23 protein-coding genes and 1 pseudogene are annotated in these 25,477 nt (G+C 69.1%); 9 read left to right on the top strand and 15 right to left on the bottom strand.

The window, feature by feature from the left end; all coding sequences use genetic code 11:
- Window positions 1–8: 8 nt before the first annotated feature.
- The gene (locus tag NAM01S_RS13280; protein ID WP_067784827.1) at window positions 9–878 is read right to left on the bottom strand and encodes a hypothetical protein; all 870 of its coding nucleotides are present in this window, start codon (window positions 876–878) and stop codon (window positions 9–11) included.
- Window positions 879–1,468: 590 nt separating this feature from the next.
- On the opposite strand from NAM01S_RS13280, the gene NAM01S_RS13275 reads away from it, so the two are divergent.
- Window positions 1,469–3,115, top strand: a complete 1,647-nt coding sequence (locus tag NAM01S_RS13275) for a fatty acyl-AMP ligase (RefSeq protein WP_067784462.1) — start codon at window positions 1,469–1,471, stop codon at window positions 3,113–3,115.
- Window positions 3,116–3,137: 22 nt separating this feature from the next.
- Here NAM01S_RS13275 and pth read toward each other — a convergent pair whose 3' ends face one another.
- Window positions 3,138–3,719, bottom strand: coding sequence for an aminoacyl-tRNA hydrolase (gene pth / locus NAM01S_RS13270; protein ID WP_067784459.1), 582 nt, complete (start codon window positions 3,717–3,719; stop codon window positions 3,138–3,140).
- A 23-nt stretch (window positions 3,720–3,742) separates the two neighbouring features.
- A complete protein-coding gene (locus NAM01S_RS13265) occupies window positions 3,743–4,342 on the bottom strand; it encodes a 50S ribosomal protein L25/general stress protein Ctc (protein WP_067784456.1) in 600 nt (199 codons plus the stop codon).
- 309 nt (window positions 4,343–4,651) lie between these two features.
- Between NAM01S_RS13265 and NAM01S_RS13260 the strand changes: the two genes are divergently transcribed.
- The gene (locus NAM01S_RS13260; RefSeq protein WP_157107726.1) at window positions 4,652–6,295 is read left to right on the top strand and encodes a peptide chain release factor 3; all 1,644 of its coding nucleotides are present in this window, start codon (window positions 4,652–4,654) and stop codon (window positions 6,293–6,295) included.
- Between the two features lie 112 nt (window positions 6,296–6,407).
- Here the strand turns inward: NAM01S_RS13260 and NAM01S_RS13255 are convergent.
- The 4 genes and pseudogenes from NAM01S_RS13255 to NAM01S_RS36565 form a co-directional block, all read right to left on the bottom strand.
- Window positions 6,408–6,791, bottom strand: a pseudogene (locus tag NAM01S_RS13255) (nuclear transport factor 2 family protein); the annotation flags it as partial.
- A 107-nt stretch (window positions 6,792–6,898) separates the two neighbouring features.
- Window positions 6,899–7,846, bottom strand: coding sequence for an RNA polymerase subunit sigma-70 (locus NAM01S_RS13250; RefSeq protein WP_218018393.1), 948 nt, complete (start codon window positions 7,844–7,846; stop codon window positions 6,899–6,901).
- 11 nt (window positions 7,847–7,857) lie between these two features.
- A complete protein-coding gene (locus NAM01S_RS13245) occupies window positions 7,858–8,382 on the bottom strand; it encodes a nuclear transport factor 2 family protein (protein WP_067784824.1) in 525 nt (174 codons plus the stop codon).
- Window positions 8,383–8,655: 273 nt separating this feature from the next.
- Complete coding sequence (locus NAM01S_RS36565; protein ID WP_084482907.1) at window positions 8,656–9,531, bottom strand: Abi-alpha family protein; 876 nt, start codon at window positions 9,529–9,531, stop codon at window positions 8,656–8,658.
- 415 nt (window positions 9,532–9,946) lie between these two features.
- Here NAM01S_RS36565 and NAM01S_RS13235 point away from each other — a divergent pair, with 415 nt between their 5' ends.
- Window positions 9,947–11,221 (top strand): DUF445 domain-containing protein, encoded by a 1,275-nt coding sequence (locus tag NAM01S_RS13235; RefSeq protein WP_253798418.1) that lies wholly within the window; start codon window positions 9,947–9,949, stop codon window positions 11,219–11,221.
- Complete coding sequence (locus NAM01S_RS13230) at window positions 11,218–12,120, top strand: Abi-alpha family protein (RefSeq protein WP_255284309.1); 903 nt, start codon at window positions 11,218–11,220, stop codon at window positions 12,118–12,120. Before NAM01S_RS13235 ends, NAM01S_RS13230 begins: the two co-directional genes overlap by 4 nt.
- An 89-nt stretch (window positions 12,121–12,209) precedes the next feature.
- On the opposite strand, the gene NAM01S_RS13225 is transcribed toward NAM01S_RS13230, so the two are convergent.
- The 3 genes from NAM01S_RS13225 to NAM01S_RS13215 form a co-directional block, all read right to left on the bottom strand.
- Complete coding sequence (locus NAM01S_RS13225) at window positions 12,210–14,000, bottom strand: ABC-F family ATP-binding cassette domain-containing protein (protein WP_067784443.1); 1,791 nt, start codon at window positions 13,998–14,000, stop codon at window positions 12,210–12,212.
- Window positions 14,001–14,084: 84 nt separating this feature from the next.
- Complete coding sequence (locus NAM01S_RS13220; protein WP_067784818.1) at window positions 14,085–15,020, bottom strand: 4-(cytidine 5'-diphospho)-2-C-methyl-D-erythritol kinase; 936 nt, start codon at window positions 15,018–15,020, stop codon at window positions 14,085–14,087.
- Window positions 15,021–15,244: 224 nt separating this feature from the next.
- Entirely contained in the window at window positions 15,245–15,997 is a 753-nt protein-coding gene (locus NAM01S_RS13215; RefSeq protein ID WP_067784440.1) for an SDR family oxidoreductase, read from the bottom strand.
- A gap of 78 nt (window positions 15,998–16,075) precedes the next feature.
- On the opposite strand from NAM01S_RS13215, the gene NAM01S_RS13210 reads away from it, so the two are divergent.
- The 3 genes from NAM01S_RS13210 to NAM01S_RS13200 all read left to right on the top strand — a co-directional run bounded on the left by NAM01S_RS13210 (window position 16,076) and on the right by NAM01S_RS13200 (window position 17,844).
- Entirely contained in the window at window positions 16,076–16,669 is a 594-nt protein-coding gene (locus NAM01S_RS13210; protein WP_067784437.1) for a TetR/AcrR family transcriptional regulator, read from the top strand.
- 96 nt (window positions 16,670–16,765) lie between these two features.
- The gene (locus tag NAM01S_RS13205) at window positions 16,766–16,972 is read left to right on the top strand and encodes a heavy-metal-associated domain-containing protein (protein ID WP_067784434.1); all 207 of its coding nucleotides are present in this window, start codon (window positions 16,766–16,768) and stop codon (window positions 16,970–16,972) included.
- The gene (locus NAM01S_RS13200; protein ID WP_067784431.1) at window positions 16,972–17,844 is read left to right on the top strand and encodes a DUF8832 domain-containing protein; all 873 of its coding nucleotides are present in this window, start codon (window positions 16,972–16,974) and stop codon (window positions 17,842–17,844) included. Before NAM01S_RS13205 ends, NAM01S_RS13200 begins: the two co-directional genes overlap by 1 nt.
- 508 nt (window positions 17,845–18,352) lie before the next feature.
- Here the strand turns inward: NAM01S_RS13200 and rsmA are convergent.
- From rsmA to NAM01S_RS13185, 3 genes are all read right to left on the bottom strand, one after another.
- Complete coding sequence (gene rsmA / locus NAM01S_RS13195) at window positions 18,353–19,237, bottom strand: 16S rRNA (adenine(1518)-N(6)/adenine(1519)-N(6))-dimethyltransferase RsmA (RefSeq protein ID WP_067784428.1); 885 nt, start codon at window positions 19,235–19,237, stop codon at window positions 18,353–18,355.
- A 148-nt stretch (window positions 19,238–19,385) separates the two neighbouring features.
- A complete protein-coding gene (locus tag NAM01S_RS13190; protein ID WP_067784425.1) occupies window positions 19,386–20,513 on the bottom strand; it encodes a resuscitation-promoting factor in 1,128 nt (375 codons plus the stop codon).
- Between the two features lie 177 nt (window positions 20,514–20,690).
- Complete coding sequence (locus NAM01S_RS13185; protein ID WP_067784815.1) at window positions 20,691–21,518, bottom strand: TatD family hydrolase; 828 nt, start codon at window positions 21,516–21,518, stop codon at window positions 20,691–20,693.
- A gap of 62 nt (window positions 21,519–21,580) precedes the next feature.
- Here NAM01S_RS13185 and metG point away from each other — a divergent pair, with 62 nt between their 5' ends.
- Window positions 21,581–23,179 carry a methionine--tRNA ligase gene (metG, locus tag NAM01S_RS13180; RefSeq protein WP_255284308.1) on the top strand — a complete coding sequence of 533 codons (1,599 nt, stop codon included), beginning with the start codon at window positions 21,581–21,583 and terminating at the stop codon, window positions 23,177–23,179.
- Between the two features lie 61 nt (window positions 23,180–23,240).
- Here the strand turns inward: metG and NAM01S_RS13175 are convergent, their stop codons facing one another.
- Window positions 23,241–23,993, bottom strand: a complete 753-nt coding sequence (locus NAM01S_RS13175; protein ID WP_067784419.1) for an isocitrate lyase/PEP mutase family protein — start codon at window positions 23,991–23,993, stop codon at window positions 23,241–23,243.
- Between the two features lie 113 nt (window positions 23,994–24,106).
- Between NAM01S_RS13175 and NAM01S_RS13170 the strand changes: the two genes are divergently transcribed.
- Window positions 24,107–24,991 (top strand): SDR family oxidoreductase, encoded by an 885-nt coding sequence (locus NAM01S_RS13170; RefSeq protein WP_067784416.1) that lies wholly within the window; start codon window positions 24,107–24,109, stop codon window positions 24,989–24,991.
- Here NAM01S_RS13170 and soxR read toward each other — a convergent pair.
- Window positions 24,960–25,445 carry a redox-sensitive transcriptional activator SoxR gene (gene soxR, locus NAM01S_RS13165; RefSeq protein ID WP_067784413.1) on the bottom strand — a complete coding sequence of 162 codons (486 nt, stop codon included), beginning with the start codon at window positions 25,443–25,445 and terminating at the stop codon, window positions 24,960–24,962. The genes NAM01S_RS13170 and soxR overlap by 32 nt on opposite strands.
- Window positions 25,446–25,477: the final 32 nt, after the last annotated feature.

The raw sequence follows: 25,477 nt of genomic DNA, 5'->3' as shown, positions 1-25,477 counted from the left end.
GGGGCGTGTCACTCCGCGAACAGTTCCTCGGCCGTCGCGACCGTCACCGCTCGGCGCACCCACTCGGCCAACAGGTCGGTATCCGTGCACTCCGTGATGCGCTCGCGAACCTCGTCGGACACGGGGATGCCGCGAGCTTCCAGCACTGTCAGCAGAGCGCGTACTTCCCCCTTCTTCTGACCGTCCGCGTAATACCGGCGCGCGAAGTCGCTCTGGTACTCGTAATTGTGGAGCGTGGCGGTCATCAGCGTCTCCCAAACGGCTCGGGCGGCTCGCGGCAGCCTCTTCAGGATGAAGTCATAATACAGCTTGGACCGATCCCCATCGAAGGTCCTGAGCGCCGCCAACGCGGCCGCGAACACCTTGGTGTTGTCCGGATGCGCCGGGTGCGCCACGGCCGACAGCACAGCGAGTTCTGGCAGCTCCTTGGCGGTATCGAGTTCGGTGACAACCGGAACAGCGGAAGGATCGAGCACCAGCGGCCCGAGGCGGGCATAGGGGTGGCCGTAACCGAAATCTATCGGCTCGGCCGCCCACCGCGCCGTCCTCTGGTCGGGACACAGCACCATCAGCACGGTCGGGCACTTCCACCGCGCCCGCAGCGCGGCGACGTACACCGGCCACGACCATCGCTTGTCCGGATCGGGGCGCAGTTGAACCTCGACGACCACCGCGAGCACGGGTCCATCCGCGGCGTGCAGCACCGCGACCGAATCCGCGTGGTACTCGGTCGGCGCGAGAATCGGCAGATCTCCGGACAGGTTCTCGACTTTGTCGAACTCGGGTAGCTGGCAGCCGAGCGCTGTCAACAATGGCGGAATCATGTCCGGCTGCGTACGGAACAGATCGATGAGTAGCTCGTGCTGCTGCGACGGCATGCGCGGCACAGTACCGGCGGCGACCGACAGAACCCGCACCCGTCGGCGTGCCGTGCGACGACTCGCCGCGCGGGCGGAAAAGTGTTCAGCGCAGGTGTGATTCGAGGATTTCGTCGACGAGCGTGCGGTCGTCGGAGGTCGGTGCGATGAGGGTGGGATTTGCTTCGCGCGGACCGTCGCGAGGCCGTGTAAGGCGGCTCTTCTCCGCCGCGGGCCAGGTGTCGGTCGACCGGACCGGCGGGCCGCGCTCCTACCCGCCCGCCGAGGCGTGGACGACGCGCGGATCGAGACCGAGGCGCTGATGCGGGAGCTCGCGCGGCGATCCGGTCGGCCCTACGTCGACTCCTATGCGGCCACGTTCCCGTCGACCGGCGGCAGTGCACGCGGTCATCGTGCGCGTGGGCGGGCCTATCCGGCGATCAGCGCGACGCCGACCCTGCCGCGCCCTGGTGGGGACGCCGACAAGTCGGGCACGTCCGTAGCCCGGCCCTCTTTGGGCGACCCCGGCGAGGGGTTAACGTCGCGGCGATTCGGCGGGATAGTGGGAGGAGGCCGGATGCTCGGTCGAGCTGTGACGAGGAGACCGACAAATGAGCAGGTTCACCGACGAGATGTACGAGACGGGGCGGTCGTCCGGCCGCGGCCTGGTGACCGGGGAGCCGGGCGCCCCGCTGCGGCAGACCTGGAGTGAGATCCACAAAATCGCGCGCCGGATGGCGGGCGGACTCGCGGAGGCGGGCATCGACCACGGCGACGCGGTCGGCGTGCTCGCCGGCATGCCGGTCGACATCGCACCGGCGTGCCAGGCGATCTGGATGCGCGGCGCGTCCATCACCATGTTGCACCAGCCGACGCCGCGCACCGACCTCATGGTGTGGGCCCGCGACACCGAGACCGTGCTCGGCATGATCGAGGCGCGCGCGGTGGTGCTCGGCGCGCCGTTCGAGGCGGCGGAACCGCTGCTGCGCGAGCGCGGCATCACCGTCGTGCGCATCGACCAGTTAGCGGAGGGGCCAGAGACCGACCCGGTGCCGACCACCGAATCCGATGTGGCCCTCCAGCAGTTGACCTCCGGCTCCACCGGTTCGCCGAAGGCGGTGCGGATCACGCACGGCAACTTCTACGTCAACGCCTACGCGATGTTCGATCGGGTGAAGTTCCAGCTCGACAGCGACGTGATGATCAGCTGGCTGCCGCTGTTCCACGACATGGGCATGGTCGGATTCCTCAGCGTCCCCATGCAATTCGGTGCCGAGGTGGTGTGCGTGACGCCGCTCGACTTCTTGCAACGACCGCTGCTGTGGGCCGAGCTGATCGACAAGTATCGCGGAACCGTCACGGCCGCACCGAATTTCGCGTACTCCCTGCTGGCCCGCAGGTTGCGGCAGGCCGACGACGGCGCGCTCGACCTGAGCAGCGTCCGGTACATGTGGAACGGCGCGGAGCCGGTGGACCCCGACACCATGGACGCGCTGGCCGAGGCCGGAAAACGCTTCGGGCTCAATCCGATGGCGCTCACCCCGGTCTACGGCATGGCCGAGACGACGCTGGCCGTTTCGGTCCCGGACCCGGGTCTCGGCCAGGTGGTCGACGTCATCGACGCCGATCTGCTCGAAGCGCTCGGCAAGGCGGTGCCGGTGCCGGACCAGCACATCAATCACGCAAACGTGCGTCGCCTGCCGACCCTGGGCTACCTGGTCGATCACCTGGAGGGCCGGGTGGTGGACGCCGAACGCGAACCGCTGCCGACCCGCTCGGTCGGCGTCATCGAATTACGCGGTCCCGCGGTCACTTCCGGCTACGTGACGGTCGACGGCTTCCGCCCGGCCCAGGACGCGGACGGCTGGCTCGACACCGGCGACATCGGCTACTTCACCGAAGACGGCCTGGTGGTGGTCTGCGGCCGCAAGAAGGACGTCATCATCATGGGCGGCCGCAACATCTTCCCGACCGACATCGAGCGCGCCGCCATGCGTGTACCTGGTGTGCGACCGGGCAACGCGGTCGCGGTCCGGCTGGACGCGGGGCAGAAGCGCGAAAGCTTCGCCGTGGTAGTGGAATCCAACGACCATCAGAACCCGGTCGAGGTCAAGCGCATCGAGCACGACATCGTGCACGCGGTCTTCTCCGAGGTCGGCGTCCGCCCGCGCACGGTGGCCGTGCTCGGCCCCGGCGCCCTGCCGAAGACCTCGTCGGGCAAACTGCGCCGCTCCGCCACCGCGGCCCACCTGCACTGAACTAGTCGAGATACTCCGCGCCTCAGTGCAATTGGTTCTGCGCGGTCTCCAGCCCGACGCGCAGCAGCAGCTCCACCGCGTCGGCGGCCTGCTCGACGATCACCGGCACTTCCTTGCGCTCGGGCGTCGAGAACGGCTTGAGCACGAAATCGGCCGGGTCCTGCCTGCCCGGCGGACGCCCGATGCCGATCCGGGTGCGCACGTAGTCCTTGGTGGTCAGCGCGCTGGAGATGGATCGGAGGCCGTTGTGGCCGCCCTCCCCGCCGCCGCGCTTGAGCTTGACCGCGCCGAAGGGCAGATCCAGTTCGTCGTGCACGACGATCACCTCGGTGGGCGGCACGGAGAAGAATCTGGCGAGCGCGGCCACCGGCCTGCCGGAGAGATTCATGTAGGACCGCGGCTTGGCGATCAGGACCTGGCGCCCGTCGAGGCGGGCTTGCAGCAGGTCGGCTCCGGACTTCTTGTGCACGGCGAAACGGCCGCCGACGCGCTCGGCGAGCACGTCGGCGACCAGGAAACCGACATTGTGCCGGGTGCGCTCGTACTCCGGACCTGGGTTGCCAAGTCCGACGACGAGCGCGGGCCCGGTCGTGGATTCGGTCATCTACGAACCGGTTCCGGGCGTCCTTACTCGGCGCTCTCGGCCTCGGCGGCTTCGGCCTCGCCTGCCTCCGGCTCGGCGGCCGGCGCGGCGATCACGTTGACGACCAGGGTCTCGGCGTCGGCGGCCAGGGAGACACCGGAGGGCAGCTGAAGCTCGCCCGCGGTGATCTGGGTGCCCGCCTCGACGCCCTCGACGGAGACCTCGATGGTCTCGGGCAGGTTCAGCGCCTCGGCCTCGATGGAGATGGTGGTGGCTTCCTGGGTGACCAGGGTGCCCGCGGCGGCGTCACCGGTGACGGTCACGGTGACATCGGCGGTGACCTTCTCGCCACGCTTGACGATGAGCAGGTCGGCGTGCTCGATGTAGCGGCGAATCGGGTGCACCACAACGGATTTGGTCAGCGCCAGCTGCTTCTTGCCGTCGATGACGAGGTTCAGCACCGCGTTGGTGCCGTGCTCGCGCAGGATGGCGGCGAAGGCCTGGGCGTTGAGGGCGAGGTGCTGCGGGTCGGCCTGGTGGCCGTACAGCACGGCGGGGACGTTGCCCGCACGACGGGTGCGACGCGCGGCTCCCTTGCCGAACTCGGTGCGTACGGCGGCTTCGAGAAGGTTGACGTCGGACATGACTGGATCTACTCCTACGGCTCTTCCGGGCTGTCAAAGGTGCCCGCCAGGGAGGGTGGCGCCCTGGGCTGGGGTTCTGGTCTACTCGTCGGGGCGAAGACCGAACGAGGACGGCCGGAAGCCGCGCCGCGTCGATCACGGTGTCGCAAAAACGTCTGCGGACACCCTCGCCGAGACAACCCGAACACCATACCCCAGCGCACGCGCGGCAGATGAATCGGGTGGTCAGAAGCGGTTCGGCGGCGCGTCACCGTGGTCGCGTAATCTGGACCGGTTGTCTATCGCCGAACCTGCGAAAGGTTGCTCACGTTGACCGCCCCTGAGGACGTCGTCGCGCCCACCCCGCGCGGACTGCCCGCCGAGGTCGCCCGGCGCCGCACTTTCGCAGTGATCTCCCACCCGGACGCGGGCAAGTCGACGCTCACCGAAGCGCTGGCGCTGCACGCCAGGATGATCTCCGAGGCGGGCGCGATCCACGGCAAGGCGGGCCGCAAGTCGACGGTCTCCGACTGGATGGAGATGGAGAAGGCGCGCGGCATCTCGGTCAGCTCCACCGCGTTGCAGTTCAACTACCGGGCCGCGGGCTCCGAGGTCGACAGCGTCATCAACCTCGTCGACACCCCCGGCCACTCCGATTTCTCCGAGGACACCTACCGGGTGCTCACGGCCGTTGACGCGGCCGTGATGCTCATCGACGCAGCCAAGGGCCTCGAGCCGCAGACGCTGAAGCTGTTCCAGGTCTGCCGCCACCGCGGTATCCCGGTGATCACCGTGATCAACAAGTGGGACCGGCCAGGCCGCGCGCCGCTCGAGCTGCTCGACGAGATCGAGGAGCGCATCGGACTGACCCCGACGCCGCTGTTCCTTCCGGTCGGCATCGCGGGCGATTTCCGCGGCCTGCTGCGCCGCGGCGCCGACGGCGAGGCGCTCGAATACATCCACTTCACCCGCACCGCTGGCGGCGCGACGATCGCGCCGGAAGAGTCGATCACCCCGGAGTCGGCCGATGTCCGCGAGGGCGAGGCGTGGACGACGGCGGTCGAGGAGAGCGAACTGCTCTCGGCGACCGGGCAGGACCACGACCAGGAGTTGTTCCTCGCCGGACAGACCTCGCCGGTCATCTATGCCTCGGCGATGCTGAACTTCGGCGTGCGCCAGCTGCTGGAGACGCTGGTGGCGCTGGCACCCGCGCCCGGCGCGCGCAAGGCCGTGGACGGTACGCCGCGCAACACCACCGACCCGTTCAGCGCCGTGGTGTTCAAGGTGCAGGCTGGCATGGACACCGCGCACCGGGACCGGCTCGCGTTCATGCGGATCGTGTCGGGCGAGTTCGAGCGCGGCATGGTCGTGACGCACGCGCAGACCGGACGGCCGTTCGCCACCAAGTACGCGCTGACCGTGTTCGGCCGCGAGCGCGCCACCGTCGACACCGCCTACCCGGGCGACGTGGTCGGCCTGGTGAACGCGACGGCATTGGCGCCCGGCCACACCCTGTACGTGGACAAGAAGGTGGAGTTCCCGCCGATCCCGTCCTTCGCGCCGGAACACTTCGCGGTGCTGCGCGCGCGGACCGCGGGCAAGTACAAGCAGTTCCGCAAGGCCATCGACCAGCTCGATTCCGAGGGCGTGGTGCAGGTGCTGCGCAACGACATCCGCGGTGACGCCGCCCCGGTGCTCGCTGCCGTCGGCCCGATGCAGTTCGAGGTGGTCACCGCGCGCATGCTCGCGGAGTTCAACGTCGAGACGAACATGGAGCACCTCGGCTACTCGCTGGCCAGGCGCACCGACGCCGCCTCGGCGGAGGAACTCGGCCGCCAGCGCGGCGTCGAGGTGTTCACCCGCAGCGACGGCGCGCTGCTCGCGCTGTTCAGCGACAAGTGGCGGTTGCAGTACATCGAGAAGGAACACCCCAAGCTGACGCTGGAACCGCTGGTCGCCGCCGCCGACAACTGACGGCGCGAAGCCGGCGTCAGATCGAACCTGCCGACCCGGCTTCGGCGTCCATCGGCGCGGAGAGCCCTTGCGGTGCAGGGGTTTCCGAGGCGTCCGGAGCGGAGATCGGCAGCGGGAACGAATGGTGTTCGTGGGTGACCCGCCAGCGGCCGTCGGCCTTGCGCAGTCCGATGGTCAGCCGCAACCGGTTGTCCGGGTCGACGCGGAACTCCTCGGGCTTGCCGCAACGCAGCAGCGCGTACGCGAACGCCACGTCGCTGCCCGCGGTGACGTCCAACGACACGATCTCGAACACCGCGCCCTCGGCGAGCCAGCGGAAGAACGGCGGCCAGGTCTCCCGGTACGCCTCGAGGCCGCGGACGCCCTCGTTCGGCGGCGGCACGTCGTACATGACGATGTCGTCGGCGTGGTCGGCGAGCACTCCGGCGAGATCGCCCGCGCGCACGGCGGCGGCCCATCGTTCGATCAGCTCGCGGATCCGCGCTTCGTCGTTCATGGTCGGCATTCCCTTCGATACGGCCGCCGGGTGCGGCGGCGTGCGGGTCCATCCCGTCGCACGTACAACCCGGGCCGTGCCCCGAACTCATCGGTGCGTCGAAAAATTCAGGCGGGGAGGTCGACGGGCAGACCGAACGATGGAAAGAGCGCGGGCTCGAGGAACGAGACCACCTCCGCGATCCGGCCATCGCGCACCGCGACCACGTCGACCGCCATCGCCGCGCACACCGCGCGCTCGTCGTCCCAGAGATAGGTGCCGAACGCGAGCTGACCGTTGGCCGAGGCGAGCAGAAATCGCCAGCGGTACCGCAGCGGACCACCGAGCAGGAACTCGCGGATGGCGGGCTGCCCGGCATACCACTCGGGCAGCGGCGGCATCGAGTACTTCGCGTCCGCGCTGAGCAGCGCGACGATCGCCGTCACGTCGCCCGACTCCCACGCGGCGGCGTACTGCCCCGCCAGGTCGCGGATCTCGTGGTCGGTCATGGTGTGCAGCGCGCGCTGCTGGGACTGCGCGGGCAGCCGCGCCTCGACGCCGGCCCGTGCGCGCTGCAACGCGCTGTTGGCCGACGCCACGCTGATCTCCAGCAGTTCGGCGGTCTCGCGAGCCGAGAAACCGAGCACGTCGCGCAACACCAGCGCGGCCCGCTGGAGCCCGGGCAGATATTGCAGCGCGGCGACGAACGCGAGCTCCACCGCCTCGCGCGCCTCGTACCTGGCCTCGGGCGCCCTGCCGCGCACATCGGCATCGGGATAGGGCTCCAGCCAGGCGATATCGGTCAGCGGCGCGCCGGGGCCGAGGTCCACCGGCAGTTCGCGGCGGCGGCGTGTCTCGAGCAGGGTCAGGCAGCGGTTGGTCGCGATCCGGTAGAGCCAGGGCCGCAGTCCGGTGGGGTCGGTCAGCTTGTCGAGGTTGCGCCAGGCTCGCACCAGCGATTCCTGCACCGCGTCGTCGGCGTCGTGCACCGAACCGAGCATGCGGTAGCAGTGCACGTGCAGTTCCGCGCGCAAGGGGGCGACCATGCGTTCGAACTCCGCTTCGGTCGTCCGCACCGAACCCGCCGTCATTCGGCTTCGGGCTCCCGTGGCGGCGCGCTGCCCGGGTCGCGCTCCACCGGCGCGATGCCGTCCTCCCTGGCGATCAGACCCCAGCGGCTGGAGGTCAGGCGCAGGCTCGGCAGGTCGCTCAGCGAGACGACCACCTCGTAGGTGCGCTCGTACCCCGTGTGCGCGATCCGCCAGTGGCCGTCGTCGCAGCGCACGTAGCGATCGGTGTAGAAGGCCGCGCCGCGCAGCAGCATGTTGTGCGCCGGAATCAGCACGGTGTCAGCGAGATACCAAGTGCCCGTTGCCGTGTCGCCGTCCACGTCGACCTCGGGATGGTCGCAGCGGTGCTCGGTGATGACGTGCGGGCCGAGCGTGTTGCGCATGAAGGCGAGGAAGGCGTCGCGCGACTCGAACTGGAGATACTCGCTGTAGGTCGCGGTGGCCTCGGGAATCATGGTGTCGGCGAATTCTTCCCAGGACTTGGTGTCCAGCGCGCGCAGATAGCGGAACTTCAGGCGGCTGATGGCCGCGACGTCGTCCATGCCCGGCCGCTCGGCGGGCGGCCGGATGACGCGCCGCGGATCGAGGAGGTCGCCCTCCTCCGTTGGAGCGCCGTTGCGCGGCTCGGCGCGCTCGGCGGTGTCCTCCGTGCGCTCCGCAGGCTCTTCGGCCGCGTCGACGGTCGAGTCGCCGCGCCCCTGCTCGCCGCTTCCCTGATCCATACCTCAACAATCCCATCCGAAGCCGCCGAGCTTCACGGTTTGGGAGATCTGTATCAGATTGCTATCAACGGACGGGCCCGCCGCCCGGGAAGATCAACTACCGATCGTAAAGCAGGTGCGGCAGAAATCCTCGCCGAATTCGGTCAGCCGCAGGCTCTTGCGCACGATTTTCGGCGCGCGACCGGCCTTCTTCAGCGCGGCCTCGACCACCGGCTGCACCTCGAGCACCATGTAGCGGCTGAGCACCACCGGATCGTCGGAGGTCAGCGTCAGGCCGAGCCGGTTGAGGTTGATCAGGTAGGACCGCGCCCGGTCCGGATAGCGCACGCCTGCCTGCTCCGGCACCGAGGTCAGGTCGCCCTGGACGAGCTCGGACCCGATGCCGAGCGGACGGTTGGTGCGCACGTCCACCGCGGGCTGCGGCCCGTTCAGCGACATGAAGCGCAGGATGCGCGCCTCATCGGGAGCCAGTTCGTCGAGGATGCGGTCGTAGGCCGGGTGCACGTCCTCGGTGAAGTAGACGTCGGCCGAACGCGCGAGCAGCGCGTCGCCGCGACGGCGCAATTCCTCGGTGGTCGCCGAGCGCAGGTACGAACCCACCGCGATGGCCTGCTGCGGCCCGTTCGTGGGAGTTGGTACGTAACTGACGATTTCGCGCACCGAGCCCTCGGTCACGCCGAGCGCGCTACGCGCGATCGAACGCAGCGCGTTGCCGGTCCGCTCGGCGATCTCGGCCGAGGACTCGCCGTCCAGCGCGGCCTGGGCGATCTCCTTGGTGACCTCGTAGGAGGTGTTCACCGCCCACTGGCCGCCGCGCACGGCGGTACCGGCCGCCAAGCCTGCGGCTCGGAACACACCGCGGATCAGCCTCGCCTCGTTGCTGATCTGCCGCTGTTCGACATCCGAGCTGCGCTCTACCGCGCGGGAACCGGCCCGGGTCACGTCCTGTCCGGTCCTTTCGTCTGCCACGTCCTACTCCGAAGTGTCGCCAAGTGAACGAATCCGCCCACAGATTATTGCCCGACTGCCTTCCAGGCGTAGCGAACCCCAACTGTTCGCGTCCCGGCCGACCACATCCGTCGAACCCCGATCGCCAGCACCCCTGCATGTTTCGTTCACGAAATGGATGTGGTGGAGATCATTCTCCCGTCCCCACCCAGACATTGCGGCATTGGGAACGATTACTGTGACTGATGTCTCAGACACTGCCGCGTGGCCTGGCCCACGGGGTTGTGGACGCAGTACCGCAACTCACAATAGGGTCCAGCTGCCGACAGGGTGCTACTTTGAGGTCCCGGTGAGGCGGCGATCACCGGTTTTCGGCAGGAGGGTGTCGTTGTTAGAGAGTGTTTTCGGAGTTCACCCCACGATCCTCCTCGAACTTTTGACCATTCCGCTTTTCACAGGAGTGATCGGCTACATCACGAACTGGACCGGCGTGCTCATGCTGTTCCAGCCCATCGCCTTTCACGGCGTCCGAGTACCCGGCCTCCGGGCGCTCTATCCTTTTCTGCCCAAGCGAATCCAGGTCCTCCCGCTGCTGAGTTACGACGGCAGGATGGGCTGGCAGGGCATCGTGCCCTCCCGCGCCGACAAAATGGCCAGCATCGCCGTCGACAAAGGGCTCGCCAAGCTCGGTAGCGTCGCCGATTTCTATCGCGAGCTCGAACCCGACAAGCTCGCCGAACATTTGGCAAGCATCGCCGACGCGCAGATCACCGACATCGTCGAGGAGATCCTGCGCCGCGAGCACCCGCAGCTCTGGTACAACCTGCCCAGCCAGGTGCGCGACATGGTGCACGCGCGGGTGCGTCAGCAGCTGCCCGAGATCCTGCGCGAGCTGACCGAGGAGCTCGGCGCGAACATCGACCAGCTGATCGATGTCAAACAGATGGTGATCCGTTACTTCCAGGCCAGGCCGCATCTGCTCAACACGCTGTTCCAGGTGCTCGGTGCCAAAGAGCTTCGGTTCATGCAGAACTTCGGCTTCTACTTCGGCGCGCCGATGGGTGTGCTGCTTGTGCTCGTCCTGCACGTCACCGGGTGGTCGACCTGGGTGGTGCTGCCGATCGGCGGTGTGATCATCGGGTGGGTGGTCAACTGGATCGGCATCAACATGATCTTCGCCCCTGCCTACCCGAAGTGGTGGTGCCCGTGGCGGCAGGGCCTGTTGATCAAGCGCCAGTCCGAGATCACCGACGGCTACGCCGAACTGGTGTCCAGTCAGGTGATGACGGTGGCCAACATCGGCGACGAACTGCTCAACGGTCCGCGCTCGGATCGCACCATGCAGATGCTGGAGGACACCCTGCGCCCCGCCGCCGACCGGGCGCTCGGACCCGCGCGTCCCGCGGTGAAATTCATGCTCGGCAGCCGCGAGTACGACTCGTTGCAGGCGACGCTGACCACCGAGGCGATGTCCATCGCGCCGATCGCGTTCGCCGATCCGGACTTCAACCTCCAGCAGGGCAAACAGATCAACGATTACATCGCCAAACAGATGTCCGCTCTGGAGCCTCCCGACTTCGTGGAAATGCTGCGCTCGGCCATCAAACAGGATGAATGGTTGCTTTTCGTCCATGGCGGCGCGCTGGGCCTCTTGGCCGGATACGCTCACATTCTGATCTTCGGAACGGGAGTGGCGACGACATGGGTATGACGGGCTCGGGCGAGAACAACGCGGGATCGGACGCCGACGATATCCAGGCCACCGAGCATTCCGAGTCCGTCGCGCCGTCGACGGAACTCGCCCGGTGGCCGCTATCGGAGATCGAACCCGCTACCGAAAAGCCCGCGCGGCGGCGCGTGCCGACGCCACGCCAGACCGTGCGCGCGGCGGGTGGGGTCGCCAAGGTCGCGTTCACCGCCGCGTCCGAGGTCACGGCGTGGACCGTGGACACCGCACTCGGCGTCACCGGAACAGTCGTCAAGGGCAGCATCGCCGGTGTACCGCCGCGCGAGGTGCTCGCCGAGGCCGAAGCCGAGGTCCGCGACGCGGTGCGCCGCGCGCTCGGTCTGCCTCCCGCGGCACCCGAACGCACCGACCCGGCCGTGCCCACGCTGCGCGAACAGGGCGCCGCGCTGCTACGCCTCTCGGCGAGCACGCACGCCGAAGCGTCCGAGATCCATCCGGCCTTCGCCGGAATGCTCGCCGAACTGACGCCCGACGAGGCGCGCATCCTGCGCTTCCTGCACGTGGACGGACCGCAGCCCTCGCTCGACATCCGGGTCGGACGGCCGAGGGCGCTCGGCGCGGAGCGCTACCTGTCCGGGCTGACGCTGATCGGCGACCATGCGGGGCTGCGTTTCCCGAACCGGGTGCCGCAATACCTGACCAACCTGCGCAGGCTCGGGCTGATCGAGTTCGCCAAGGAACCGGTCGACAACCCCAACCGCTACCAGTTGCTCGAAGCGCAGTCGCCGGTGCGAGAGTTGTTGAAGCGCTCCGGATTCGGCACCAAGGTGCACTACCGCAGCATCGTCCTCACCACCTTCGGCGCCGACTTCGTACAAACCTGCCTTCCGGTGGTCACCGAAGGCCGCGCCGAATCCAGCTGAGCGGACGCTCGGCTACCACACAGCTCGCACACGCGACACATAGGCATCGGCTATGTCAGGCGTGCGGAGAGTGTGTGGGACAGCGGCGGTCAGACGCCTTCGGCGAGTTCGAGCCAGCGTTCCTCGGCGGTTTCCTTCTCGGCGAGGACCTGTTTGAGTTCGGCGCCGAGGGTGACGAGCTTGTCCGGTTCGGTGGCGGCGTCGGCGAGGGCGGCGTGCAGGCGCTCCTCGCGTTCGGTGAGCTTGTCGATGGCGCGCTCGAGCTTGGTGAGTTCCTTGCGCGCCGCACGGTAGGCCGCGGAATCGGTGGCCGCGGCGGCGGGCTTGTCGGCGGACGCGCGGGCGGGCGCGGGTGCGCTCAGCGCGGCGCGCTTCTTCAGGTACTCCTCGATGCCACCCGGCAGGTTGGTGAGTTTTCCGTCGCCGAACAACGCCCAGGTGGAGTCGCAGATGCGCTCGATCAGGTAGCGGTCGTGGCTGATGACCACCAGGGTGCCAGCCCAGTTGTCGAGCAGGTCCTCGAGCTGTTGCAGGGTGTCGATGTCCAGGTCGTTGGTCGGCTCGTCGAGCAGCAGGACGTTGGGCTCGGACATCAGGATGCGGGTGAGTTGCAGCCTGCGCCGCTCGCCGCCGGAGAGGTCGCCGACCGGGGTGCGCTGGCGGGCCGGCGTGAAACCGAGCCGCTCGGCCAGCTGACCGGCGGATATCTCCTTGTCGCCCAGCATGATTCGCTGCGCGACCTGCTGCACCGCTTCGAGCACGCGCAGCTCGGTCGGCAGGTCGTCCAGTTCCTGGCGCAGCCAGCCGATCTGCACCGTCTGGCCCTGGACGCGCTTGCCCGCGGCAGGCTCGACATCACCGGCCAGCGCGCGAAGCAGGGTGGTCTTGCCTGACCCGTTGACGCCGACCAAGCCGACCCGCTCCCCCGGCGCGAGGCGCCAGGTCAGATCGCGCACGAGTTCGCGGCCATCCGGCGTGGTGAGGGTGGTGTCCTCCAGCTCGATGACGACCCGTCCCAGCCGCTTCCTGGCGAACGCGGCCAGCGACACGCTGTCGCGCGGCGGCGGCACGTCGGCGATCAGCGCCTCGGCGGCCTCCACCCGGTAGCGCGGCTTGGAGGTGCGCGCCTGCGGACCGCGCCGCAGCCAGGCCAGTTCCTTGCGGGCCAGATTGCGCCGCCGCGCCTCGCTGGCGTCGGCCTGCCGCGCCCGTTCCGCGCGCGCGAAAATCCAGTCGCCGTAACCGCCCTCGTAGCTCTCGACCTTGCCGCCGACGACCTCCCAGGTGTTGGTGGCGACGGTGTCGAGGAACCAGCGGTCGTGGGTGACGACAACCAAGGCGGAGCGGCGGCTCAGCAGGTGCTCGGCCAGCCACTGCACGCCCTCGACGTCGAGGTGGTTGGTCGGCTCATCGAGTACCAGCAGGTCGAGCTCGCGCACCAGCGCCGCGGCCAGCGCGACGCGGCGGCGCTCACCGCCGGACAGGTTCGTCACCGGAGTGTCCATGCCGAGGCCCTGGATGCCGATGCCGTCCAGGACGGAGCGGATCCGCGGGTTGGCCGCCCATTCGTGTTCGGCGACGCCGTCGGTCATCTGGTCGTCGGCCAGACCGGCGAGCACCACCTCGCCGACGGTCGCGCCCTCGGGCAGCGTGCCCCGCTGGGTCACCACGGCGATACGCAAGCCGCCGAGCCTGCTGACCCGGCCGCTGTCGGGCTCCTCGATGCCGGTCAGCACCTCGAGCAACGTGGTCTTGCCGCCGCCGTTCAGGCCGACGACACCGATGCGTTCGCCCGCGTGCACGCCGAGCGAGACGTTGTCCAGGAGGGGCTTGATCCCGAAGCTCTTGGAGACCTGCTCGAGGTTGATCAGGTTGGACATGGACGCTGCTAGCCCGCCTCTCCGGGTGATTTACCGACCGTACGAGCCTACTCACCCGGCGCGGCGTGCCCGCGCGCGCGTCGATCAGCGCTTGGCCGAGGTGTCCGTGTCGAGGATGCGCGCGCCGGGCACCGGTCCGCTCGCGGTGCGGACGCTGCGGGCGACGCCCGCGCCCGCCAACTCGGCGGCCACCGCGACGGCCGCGTCTTCGCTCTCGCACAGGAACGCGCAGGTGGGCCCGGAGCCGGACACCAGACCGGCGAGCGCGCCCGCCCCGACTCCCGCGCGCAGGGTGCGCCGCAGCTCCGGTTTCAGTGAGACCGCGGCGGCCTGAAGGTCGTTGCCGAGCAGCGGGGCGAGCTGATGCGCGTCGCCGGAGGCCAGCGCCTGCATCAGCTGCTGCGGCTCGCCGAGCCGCGGCGGGTCACCGTGCTCGCGGAGCCGGTCCAGCTCGGCGAAGACCGAGGGCGTCGAAAGCCCACCCTTGGCGAGCGCGAGCACCCAGTGAAAAGTATTGCGGGACAACACGGGAAGCAGCCGTTCGCCGCGGCCGGTGCCGAGCGCGGTGCCGCCGTGCAGCGCGAAAGGGACGTCGCTGCCGAGTTCCGCGGCGACCGAGGCCAATTCGTCGCGGGACAGGCCGATATCCCAGAGCTCGTTCAGGCCGACAAGCGCGGCGGCCGCGTCCGCGCTGCCGCCCGCCATGCCGCCCGCGACCGGAATCCCTTTGCTGATGGTGATTTCCACCAGGGGCGCCCGGCCCGCGAGATGCGCGAGGCGCACGGCGGCCTTCCACACCAGATTGTGGCGATCGGTGGGCACCTCGGCCGCGCCCTCGCCGGTCACCCGGACGGTCAGCGCGGCCGAGGGCGCCAGCTCGATATCGTCGCTCAGCGAGAGCGCCTGGAACACCGTGGTCAGGTCGTGGTACCCGTCCGCGCGCAGGTCGCCGACGCCGAGGTGCAGATTCACCTTCGACGGCGCGCGCACGGTGACGGGACTGGGCACAACTGACAACACGGTGTTCAAGCGTAGTGGGTGGGTCCGACAACCGCCGGGGTCGATATCCGCCATTCACCCGCCGTGATCCGTTCGGTCACAACAGCGCTGCGGCCGATCACCAGAGCGTCGTGTCCGATTACCACAGCGCGGCGTCCGACTACCCCACCGCGCCGCATCCGATCACCACCGCGCGGCGTCCGAGCACAGCGACACCGCGTCCGAGCACGGCAGCGACCGCTCGGTCACAGCAGCGCGCCGCCGGTCGCGTCGATCCACTGTCCGGTCACCCAGCGCGCGTCGTCGGAGGCGAGGAAGCCGACGATATCGGCGACTTCGGCGGGCTGCGCGAGCCGCCGCAGCGGTGAGAAGGCCGCGACCGCCGCCTCGGTCTCCGGATTGCGCAGCCATCCCGCGTTCATGTCGGTGTCGATCACGCCGGGGGCGACGGCGTTGACCGTGATGCCGCGGGCGCCGACCTCTTTTGCCAGCACAGCGGTGAACGAGTCGATCGCCCCCTTCGTCATCGTGTACGCGATCAGCTCCGGCATGCGCAGGCCGTGCGTGAGACCCGTCGAGATGTTGACGATGCGGCCGCCGTCGCGCAGCCGTTCCAGTCCGAGTTTGGTGACGAAGAACGGAGCCTTGGCGTTGATCGCGAAGACGCGGTCGAAGGACGCCTCGTCGGTGCCGCCGATCGGCTCGCGGATGCCGTCGGTGCCCGCGTTGTTCACCAGGATGTCCAGCCCGTCGGCGTGCGCGTCGAAGGCGGCCCACAGCGCGGCGGCGTCACCCGGCACGCCCAGTTCGGCGCGGATCGCGAAGGCGTCCCCGCCCCGCGTCTCGATCGCGGCGACGGTGTCCTTGGCGGCTTGCTCGTTTCCGTTGTAGTGCACGGCGACTCGCGCGCCGTCGCGTGCCAGCCGTTCGGCGACGGCGCGGCCGATGCCACGGCTGCCGCCGGTCACCAGTGCCGTCTTGCCCGTCAGTGCGCCCATGGTTCAGAACCTTTCTCTAGCGATCACTACAGAACCGACCGTAGCAGATTATCTAGTGATCGCTATAAAATCGAAGTTATGAGCACATCGACCCGAGGGCGGCCGCGATCCTTCGACCGCGAAGCGGCCCTGGACAAGGCAGTGCGCCTGTTCTGGGAACGCGGCTACGAGGCCACCTCGATCGGTGACCTGACCAAGGAACTCGGCATCGGACCGCCGAGCCTGTACGCCGCCTTCGGCGACAAGGCGAAGCTCTTCGCCGAGGCCGTGGCGAACTACGGCGGCACCTACGGCGGCTTCATCGGGCGAGCCATCGCGGAGGAGCCGAACGCGACGGCGATGACGCGACGGATCCTGCGCGAGGCGGCGAGCGAGTACACCGCGCCGGGCAGGCCCGCGGGATGCCTGGTGATCAGCGCGGCCACCAACACCACCAACGCGGAAGTCGCCGAATTCCTTCGGGGACTGCGCAATCGCAATATCGCGGCGTTCGACGCGCGCATCCAGGCCGACATCGACGCGGGCGAACTCCCGGCGAACACGGACGCGCCCGCGCTGGCTCGGTACGTCGGGATCGTGCTGCAAGGCATGTCACAGGCGGCGCGGGACGGCGCGAAGCGCGACGAGCTGGAGCGGGTGGCCGAGTTGGCCATGCTGGCGTGGCCTGCCTGAATTGATCACTTGCGTCCGCATACCCTATAGGGGTATGTTCTGATTCGTCGGAGATACCCCGGCACCGTATGATCGCAGCGAGCGAAGGAGTTGGAGATGGCCACCACCACTTACACCGTCAAGGGAATGACCTGCGGGCACTGCGTCAGCTCGGTCAAGACGGAGATCGGCAAGATCGACGGGGTCACCAGCGTCGACGTCGACCTGGCGACCGGGGCCGTTCGGGTGGACAGCGCCGCGCCGCTCGCCGAGGCCGACGTGGTCGCCGCCGTGGACGAGGCGGGGTACGAGGTCGCCGTCTGATGCGTGATCGGCTGCGGTTCGCCGCGTTCGGTGGCGGACTCGTCGTGCTGCTCGGAGCCGCGCTCGGCATCGGCGCCCTGGTGGGCGATCCGGGCGGGCGCGGCCCCGAGTTCAGCGTGACCGGCCGCGAGGAGTCGCACCGGTCGACCGGGTTGTCGGGCTCCGACTCCGGCTACACCCTGGCCGACCTGAGCGCGCCCGAATCGCCGAACCGCGCCGGTCCCCTGCGTTTTCGTATCATCGGCCCCGACGGAGCGCCGGTCACCCGGTTCGCCATCCGGCACGAGAAGCCGCTGCATCTGATCGTCGCCCGCACGGACGCCGCCGAGTACCGGCACGCGCACCCGGCGATGGCGGCCGACGGCACCTGGTCCGTCGACTGGACTTGGGCCGCGCCCGGCACCTATCGGGTGTTCGCCGACTTCGCGCCGGGCGACGGAGCGGAGGACTTGGTGCTGAGCGGCACGGTCACGGTCGCCGGTGACGCGCCGACCCGCCCGCTGGCGCCCACCGCCGACACGGCTTCCGTCGACGGTTATCAGGTCCGGTTGCAGGGCGACCCCGCCGACCTGCGGTTCACCGTGACCCGCGACGGCCGCCCCGTCACCGATCTCGAGCCGTACCTCGGCGCCTACGCGCACCTGGTCGGCCTGCACTCGCCGTCGCTCGCCTACCTGCACGCACATCCGCACGGCGAAGTCGGCCGGACGAGCCCGGGACCGGAGGTCGCCTTCCACGTCGAGCCGCCGACGCCGGGCCCCTACCGGTTGTATTTCGAGTTCGCCCACGGCGGTTCGGTGCACAAGGCCGAGTTCACCCGCGAATTCGCGCCGGTTTCCCCACCCGCCCATTCCGGCGGCCACCACCGCTGACCGCACCCCGACGCTCGGCAGCTCGGCCCGCGTCGGCGACACGGCCAATGGGCTACCCGACCGTCCCATGCGAGGGTGCGATGCCGCGACCGGAGCCTGGGCGAACCGAGCAACCCGAACTCGCGGCCGCGATGCGACCGGAGCGTTGCGGACGCCTGACTCCGAGCTGCGGCCGCTACCGCTGGGCGGCGAGCCGAACGAAGGCCGCCGTGCCCAAGATCTCCCCGCGCGCGGCCGACTCGATGCCCTGCCGCGAGTGGTCGCGCTCGATCGCGGGGCGATCCGCCCGAGCCGGCGGCTCGTCCAGAGCTTCCGTGTGCGGCCGGATTGATGCCTGCGCCGATCAGTCGGCAGGCGGGCTCGGCGGGTGGCCCGCTGCGGCCAATGGCTTGCCGACCCACTCAAGCGGGTCGAGGCTATGACCGAGCTTGGTCGAAACCGAGCTATTCGAACTCGCTTCAGCCCCTGCCGCGACGCGACCCCACCGTTGTGGACTACTGACGCGGGGCTACGACCGCTGGGCGGCGAGCCGGACGAAAGCCGCGGTGTCCAGGGTCTCCCCCCGCGCCGTCGGATCGATGCCCGCGGCGACCAGTCGGCGTTCGGCCTCGGCGGGCGATCCGGCCCAACCGGACAGCGCGGCGCGCAATGTCTTTCGGCGCTGCGCGAACGCTGCGTCGACCACCTCGAACACGCGGCGGCGGTGTTCGTCGTCCATCGACCACGGGGGCTCGGCGTAGCGCTGCACGCGCACCAGGCCCGATTCCACGCGCGGCACCGGCCAGAACACCTGGGTGCCGACCGCGCCCGCGCGGCTCACCTTGCCGAAGAATCCGGCCTTCACGCTCGGCACGCCGTAGACGCGGCTGCCGGGTTCGGCGGCGAGACGGTCGGCGACCTCGGCCTGCACCATCACCAAAGAGGTTGTGATGCTGGGTAATTCGGCGAGCAGGTGGAGCAGCACCGGCACCGCGACGTTGTACGGGAGGTTGGCGACCAACGCGGTCGGTGCGGCGGGCAGATCGGCGGCGGCGACCCGCAGCGCGTCGGCACGCACCACGCGCAACCGGTCGGCCAGATCCGGCGCCCGGTCGGCGACCGTCACCGGAAGGTGTTCGGCGAGCACCGGATCGATCTCGACCGCGATCACCGAGTCCACCACGTCCAGCAGCGCGAGCGTCAGCGAGCCGAGACCCGGCCCCACCTCGAGCACGGTGTCGGCGCGACCGACCCGCGCCGCCGCGACGATCCGCCGCACGGTGTTCGCGTCGTGGACGAAGTTCTGCCCGAGCTGCTTGGTCGGCCGCACCCCGAACCGCTCGGCGAGAACCCGCACCTCCGCGGGCCCCAGCAGCGCAGCACTCCCCCTAGCGGAAACTTCGGCATCGGACACCCGAAGAACCTACCAACCCGCCGCGCCCCCCGGACCCACCCGGGAGCACTACGCAGACCTGCCACACGCTTCACACCGCCCGCAACCTCTGCGAAGCGTGCGCAAGGCGTGCGAAGGCCCGCTCAGCGGGTCAGCGCTGGCACCGCGGTCAGCTGAGCCCGAGCCTGCCGGTGCACGCGGGCCAGGCGCCCCAGCCCTGCCGAGCCCTTGTCACCTCGGCGATGGCGATCTGCTCCTCGCGGGTGGCCAGGTCGGCGCGCGGCGCGTAACGCAGGCCACCCTGCCGCTCCCAGGTGCTCTGGTCGAACTGGATGCCGCCGTAGTAGCCGTTACCGGTGTTGATGGCCCAGTTGCCGTTGGATTCGCAGCGCGCGAGCGCGTCCCAGATCTGGCCGTCGCGCACCGGCGGCACCTCGGTCCCCGGCTTGGTCCCCTTGCGCACCGTCTTGGGCTGGGCGGGCACCGAGACCACCGACTCGACCGGCTTGCGCTCGACTTCCTCGCCGTTGACCCTGGTCACCGCGATGGTGACGTCGTGCACGCCAGGCACGCCCGGGTTCTCCACGACGGTGCGGCTCATGTTCATGGTCGGGTCTTCGATGACGTTCTCCGGCGGATCGAGCGGCAGCGTCTCGGTGTGGTGCTCGATGCGCTTGCGGGTCACCACGATTCGCAGACCGTCGGTCAGCGGAGTGTTCGGCGCCGGCTCGACGGTGTCCTGCTCGATCAGCGGAATGCCCGCGACGGCCAGGAATTCGCCGACGGTCGGCGCGGCGAGCCGCACGTCGACCGGGTTGCCGATGCCGTCGAGCAGCGACACCGAGCGCGGGCTGACGACCCGCAGCGCCGCGCCGTCCAGCGGAAGCCGCTCGTCGCGGGCGGGCCAGACGTAGGTGTCGGAGGGCAGATTGAGCTGGGCGAGCGCCTCGCCCGCGGTGATGCCGGTGGTCCACACCGTCTCGGCCTTGCCGTCGACGGTCAGCGCGACTTGGCGCGCGCGGTTCAGCACGATCGTCGCGCCGTCGGTCACGGCGGAGCCGCGGCCGGGGCGGACCAGATCACGATCGGTCAGGTCGAACCCGGCGGCCCGCAGCACGCCGTCGACGTTGCGGGACATGGTGCTCAGGATGGACCGCTCGCCGTCCACGACGACCGTCACCGTCTTGCGGTTCACGATCGCCAGCGAGGCGCCGACGATCAGCGTCAGCAGCAGTGCCGCGACGGCCGCGTACAGCAGCGGCGATCGGGACTGATTGATCCGCGTGAGTGGGGACATGGTCACAGTACGATAACGAAGCGACCCTGCCCCGACAACCGCATCTCGGCGAGCTGGGGAAGCTCAGATCACGGGTAGATATCGACGCCGCAGGTAGATAACAGCCTCGAGACATAAAGTGACCTGGGCCACACAACGGGTTTCCAGTCCCCTTACGCGGGTACGCGCACAGGCGTTTCAGATTCCGTAGACGCGCCGGGCGTTCGCGGTGGTGATCTCGGCCAGTTCGCGCGGATCCTGCTCGCGCAGTTCGGCGAGCGCGCGCACCGTGTAGGGCAGGCAGTACGACTCGTTCGGCGCGCCGCGGAACGGGTGCGGCGTCAGGTACGGCGCGTCGGTCTCGACCAGGATCTGCTCGTCCGGCACCACCTTGGCCGCCTCGCGCAGCTCGTGGGCGTTCTTGAAGCTCACTGTTCCAGAGAAACTGAGCACATACCCCTCGGCGACGCAGGACAGCGCCATGTTGGCGTCCGAGGAGAAGCAGTGGAAGATCACCGTCGACGGCGCGCCCTCGTCCAGCAGGACGGTCAGCAGATCGTGATCGGCCTCGCGATTGTGGATCATCAGCGGCTTGCGCACCCGCTTGGCCAGCTCGATGTGCCAGCGGAATCCCTCGACCTGGGTCTCGATGTCGGCGCAACCGTCGAGCTTGCCAGGCCAGTAGTAGTCCAGCCCCGTCTCGCCGATGGCGACCACCCTCGGGTCCACCGCCAGCCGCTCCAACTCGGCCTTCGCGGCGTCGTCCAGCGCGTTGGCCCTGGTGGGGTGCAGCGCGACCGCGGCGTACACGCGCTCGTCCCAGTGCGCGGCCCGCACCGCCCACTGCGCGGCGGCGAGATCGTCGGCGACCGTGACGACCTTGCCGACGCCGACCGACTCGGCGCGATCCACTATGGCGGCGGTGGACTCGGCGTCGGTGGCGCCGCAGGCGTCGAGGTGGGTGTGCGCGTCCACCAACGGCGCGAGCGGTTCGGGCAGATCGGGCGCGGGACGCTTGCCGTTCATCGGCATTCGCTTCCGCCCCGAGTCGCCACCGGGCGACGGCCGGGTCCTGCGGGGATATTCACGTGGGCGACGGAAAGCACGCGCATTACAGTAGACACACCATGAGCGCAGCTGAACGCCCCGCCTTCTACATCACAACGGCCATCGCCTACCCGAACGGTGCGCCGCACATCGGGCATGCCTACGAGTACATCTCGGCGGACGCCATCGCCCGATTCAAGCGCCTCGACGGCTACGACGTGTTCTTCATGACCGGAACCGACGAGCACGGCCAGAAGATGCAGCAGGCCGCGGCCGCCGAGGGCATTCCGGTGGAAGAGCTCGCGGCGCGCAACTCCGACGTCTTCGAGCAGCTGGACAAGACGCTCGACGTCTCCTACGACCGGTTCATCCGCACCACCGACGCCGACCACCAGGCAGCGAGCGTCGCGATCTGGGAGCGGATGCTCGCCAACGGCGACATCTACCTGGACAACTACTCCGGCTGGTACTCGGTGCGCGACGAGGCCTTCTACACCGAGGAGGAGACGACGCTGCTCGACGACGGCAGCCGCGTCTCCACCGAGACCAAGACGCCGGTGGAGTGGACCGAGGAGTCCAACTACTTCTTCCGGCTGTCGAAGTACCAGGACCGGCTGCTCGCGCTCTACGAGGAGCACCCCGAATTCATCGCGCCCGCAACGCGTCGCAACGAGATCGTCAGCTACGTGAAGGCGGGCCTGAAGGACCTGTCCATCTCGCGCACCACGTTCGACTGGGGCGTGCCGGTGCCCGACCACCCCGACCACGTGATGTACGTCTGGGTGGACGCGCTCACCAACTACATCACCGGCGTCGGCTTCCCCGACACCGAATCCGCTGCCTTCCAGAAGTTCTGGCCCGCCGACGTGCACATCATCGGCAAGGACATCACCCGCTTCCACACGGTGTACTGGCCCGCGTTCCTGATGTCGGCCGGGGTGGAGCTGCCGAAACGCGTGTTCGTGCACGGCTTCCTGTACAACAAGGGCGAGAAGATGTCGAAGTCGGTCGGCAACGTCGTCGACCCGCTCGAGCTCGTCGACGAATACGGTGTCGACGCGGTGCGCTTCTTCCTGCTGCGCGAGATCTCCTACGGTCAGGACGGCAGCTACAGCCACGAGGCCATCGTGAGCCGGATCAACAGCGACCTGGCCAACGAGTTCGGCAATCTGGTGCAGCGCAGCCTGACGATGGTGAACAAGAACTGCGACGCCGCCGTGCCGACGCCGGGCGAGTTCACCGCGGAGGACCGCGAACTGCTCGACCGCGCGAATGGCCTGCTGGAGCGCTGCCGCGCCGAATTCGACGCCCAGCAGATGCATCTCGCGCTCGAGGCGATCTGGCTGACCCTCGGCGAGACCAACAAGTACTTCTCGGCCCAGGCGCCGTGGGCGCTGCGCAAGTCGGGCACCGAGGAGGACCTCGCCCGCATGGCGACGGTGCTGTACGTGACGCTCGAGGTCGTGCGCATCGTCGCGATCCTGGTGCAGCCGGTGCTGCCGGGGTCGTCAGCCAAGATCCTCGACCTGCTCGCCCAGCAGGGCCGCACCTTCGCCGACATCGCGACCCCGCTGGTCCCGGGTGTCGCGCTGCCCGCTCCGGAGCCGGTGTACCCGCGCTACCTGGAGAAGAAGGACTGACGAAACCGGAGCGGCACGGGAATTCGGAAAGGAATCGCCGTGCCGCGCAACGGTTTCCGAATCACTTCCAGCGTTCGAGCAGCCGGTTGGCCTCGGCCGCCAGCGCGAACTGGAGGTAGGGGCCGAAGCTGATCCTGGCGACGCCCTGCGCGGCGAGTTCCGCGCGATCCGACTTGTCCGGCAGGCCGATCGCGTTGACCGGCCGGGGCAGTTCCGAGGTCAGGCGACGCATGTCGGCGTCGGAGTGCCTGCCGACCGGGTACAGCACGTCGGCGCCCGCGGCGGCGGCCAGCGTCAGCCGGGCGATGGCGCGGTCCATGCGATCGGACTCGTCGCCGACCTGCTTGATGAACAGATCGGTGCGCGCGTTGACCACGACGTGCACCCCTGCGGCGTCGGCGAATTCGCGCAGCCCGTGCACGAAGTCGGCGTGCTCCTGGTCGCCGCGCAGGCGTCCGTTCTCGCTGTGCACGGTGTCCTCGATGTTCAGGCCGACCGCGCCCGCGTCGAGCAGTCCCTCGATCAGCTGGGCGGGCTCGAGGCCGTATCCGGCCTCGATGTCGACCGAGATCGGAACGTCGACCGCGCCCGTGATCTGGCGGACCCTGGTGAGCAGTTCGGTGAAGGTCATGCCCTCGTTGTCGCTGCGCCCCACCGAGTCGGCGACCGGGTGACTACCCAGCGTGAGAGCCGAAAAGCCCGCGGCGACAGCGAGATTCGCCGACCACGCGTCCCACACGGTAGGCAGGACGACCGGGTCGCCCGGACGGTGCAGCGCGAGCAGTTCTTTGGCCTTGCTTTCCAGAGTGGTCATACTCCGATCATGGACCCCGCTCGCGTCCGCCGCAGTGTGACACACCCCATCCCAGGAATCGGCGTCGTCGCGGCGGGCGCAGTAGCCTGCATGGGCCGAGTCGGGCTAGCGAGATGGGATCGGAAGTGCGCAGAGTGGGACGAGGACGCCGCAAGACGGTACGCGGCGCGAAAGTCTTGGTGACGGGCGCGGCGAGCGGCATCGGCAAGGCGACCGCGATCGCGGCCGCCGAGCAGGGCGCCGAGCTGGTGCTCACCGACATCGATGCCGAGGGACTGACCGCCACGGTCGAGGAGATTCGACGCGCGGGCGGGACCGTGCTCGACTCGCGTCCGTTCGACATCACCGACTACGACGCCGTCGCCGCCTTCGCCGCGGACGTGCACGACGACCACGGCAGCATGGACGTGGTGATGAACGTGGCGGGCACCTCCGCGTGGGGCACCGTGGAGAACCTCGAGCACCGGCACTGGCGGCGCATGGTGGACATCAACCTGATGGGGCCGATCCACGTCATCGAGAGCTTCGTGCCCGCCATGGTGCGCGCGGGCCGCGGCGGCGCGCTGGTGAACGTGTCCTCGGCAGCGGGCCTGCTCGCGCTGCCATGGCACGCCGCCTACAGCGCGGGCAAGTTCGGCATCCGCGGCGTCTCCGAGGTGCTGCGCTTCGACCTGGAACCGCACGGCATCTCGGTGCACCTCGTGGCGCCCGGCGCGGTGAACACCCCGCTCGTGCACACCGTCGAGCTGGTCGGGGTGGACAGGGACGATCCAAGGGTGCGCAGGCTGACCAAGGCGTTCACCAAGCACGCCGTGTCGCCCGAGCGGGTGGCCGCTGCGATCCTTCGCGGTGTCGAACGCGATCGGTTCCTGATCTACAGCTCGTTCGACATCCGCTTCGGCTACTGGTGGGCGCGCAAGTTCGCGTTCCCGTACGAGTTCGTGATCCGCCGGGCCAGCGCCCAGTTCAACAGGCTGCTGGCTTCGTCGGGCAGTTGAGGTGCGTGTCGAGCACCCTGGCGCCGGGGCCTTCCTCGCCGAGCCGGTCGCGTTCATTGACGAGTTTGCAGCTGCCGAGCGAGAGGCAGCCGCAGCCGATGCAGCCGGTGAGGTTGTCGCGCAGGCGGATCAGCTGACTGATGCGGTCGTCGAGATCCTCCCGCCACGCGGTGGACAGGGTCTCCCAGTCGCGCCGGGTCGGGGTGCGGCTCTCGGGCAGTTTGTCCAGCGCCTCGCGGATCTCGCTGAGCGGTATGCCGACCCGTTGCGAGATGCGGATGAACGCGACCCTGCGCAGCGTCTCGCGATGGTATCTGCGCTGATTCCCGCTGGTACGACGGCTCGAGATGAGCCCTTCGCGTTCGTAGAAATGCAGCGCGGACACGGCCACTCCGCTACGCTCGGACAGCTGCCCGGGGGTCAGTTCCTTTGCTCGCCAATCGGCTGTCGACATCACGCTCCTCCATTCACCTAAACAATACTTCA

It is taken from the genome of Nocardia amikacinitolerans NBRC 108937 (assembly GCF_001612615.1).
GTDB classification, from domain to species: domain Bacteria; phylum Actinomycetota; class Actinomycetes; order Mycobacteriales; family Mycobacteriaceae; genus Nocardia; species Nocardia amikacinitolerans.
Note: the sequence above shows the minus strand (reverse complement) of the source record. Positions and strands in the feature narration are given on the sequence as shown.

Excerpts from the sequence above, each read along its gene's own strand:
- NAM01S_RS13280 (WP_067784827.1), bottom strand. The coding sequence starts at position 878 with ATGCCGTCGCAGCAGCACGAGCTACTCATCGATCTGTTCCGTACGCAG.
- NAM01S_RS13275 (WP_067784462.1), top strand. The coding sequence starts at position 1,469 with ATGAGCAGGTTCACCGACGAGATGTACGAGACGGGGCGGTCGTCCGGC.
- pth (WP_067784459.1), bottom strand. The coding sequence starts at position 3,719 with ATGACCGAATCCACGACCGGGCCCGCGCTCGTCGTCGGACTTGGCAAC.
- NAM01S_RS13265 (WP_067784456.1), bottom strand. The coding sequence starts at position 4,342 with ATGTCCGACGTCAACCTTCTCGAAGCCGCCGTACGCACCGAGTTCGGC.
- NAM01S_RS13245 (WP_067784824.1), bottom strand. The coding sequence starts at position 8,382 with ATGGACGACGTCGCGGCCATCAGCCGCCTGAAGTTCCGCTATCTGCGC.
- NAM01S_RS13230 (WP_255284309.1), top strand. The coding sequence starts at position 11,218 with ATGACGGGCTCGGGCGAGAACAACGCGGGATCGGACGCCGACGATATC.
- NAM01S_RS13225 (WP_067784443.1), bottom strand. The coding sequence starts at position 14,000 with ATGTCCAACCTGATCAACCTCGAGCAGGTCTCCAAGAGCTTCGGGATC.
- NAM01S_RS13215 (WP_067784440.1), bottom strand. The coding sequence starts at position 15,997 with ATGGGCGCACTGACGGGCAAGACGGCACTGGTGACCGGCGGCAGCCGT.
- NAM01S_RS13210 (WP_067784437.1), top strand. The coding sequence starts at position 16,076 with ATGAGCACATCGACCCGAGGGCGGCCGCGATCCTTCGACCGCGAAGCG.
- NAM01S_RS13205 (WP_067784434.1), top strand. The coding sequence starts at position 16,766 with ATGGCCACCACCACTTACACCGTCAAGGGAATGACCTGCGGGCACTGC.
- NAM01S_RS13200 (WP_067784431.1), top strand. The coding sequence starts at position 16,972 with ATGCGTGATCGGCTGCGGTTCGCCGCGTTCGGTGGCGGACTCGTCGTG.
- NAM01S_RS13190 (WP_067784425.1), bottom strand. The coding sequence starts at position 20,513 with ATGTCCCCACTCACGCGGATCAATCAGTCCCGATCGCCGCTGCTGTAC.
- NAM01S_RS13185 (WP_067784815.1), bottom strand. The coding sequence starts at position 21,518 with ATGAACGGCAAGCGTCCCGCGCCCGATCTGCCCGAACCGCTCGCGCCG.
- NAM01S_RS13175 (WP_067784419.1), bottom strand. The coding sequence starts at position 23,993 with ATGACCACTCTGGAAAGCAAGGCCAAAGAACTGCTCGCGCTGCACCGT.
- NAM01S_RS13170 (WP_067784416.1), top strand. The coding sequence starts at position 24,107 with ATGGGATCGGAAGTGCGCAGAGTGGGACGAGGACGCCGCAAGACGGTA.
- soxR (WP_067784413.1), bottom strand. The coding sequence starts at position 25,445 with ATGTCGACAGCCGATTGGCGAGCAAAGGAACTGACCCCCGGGCAGCTG.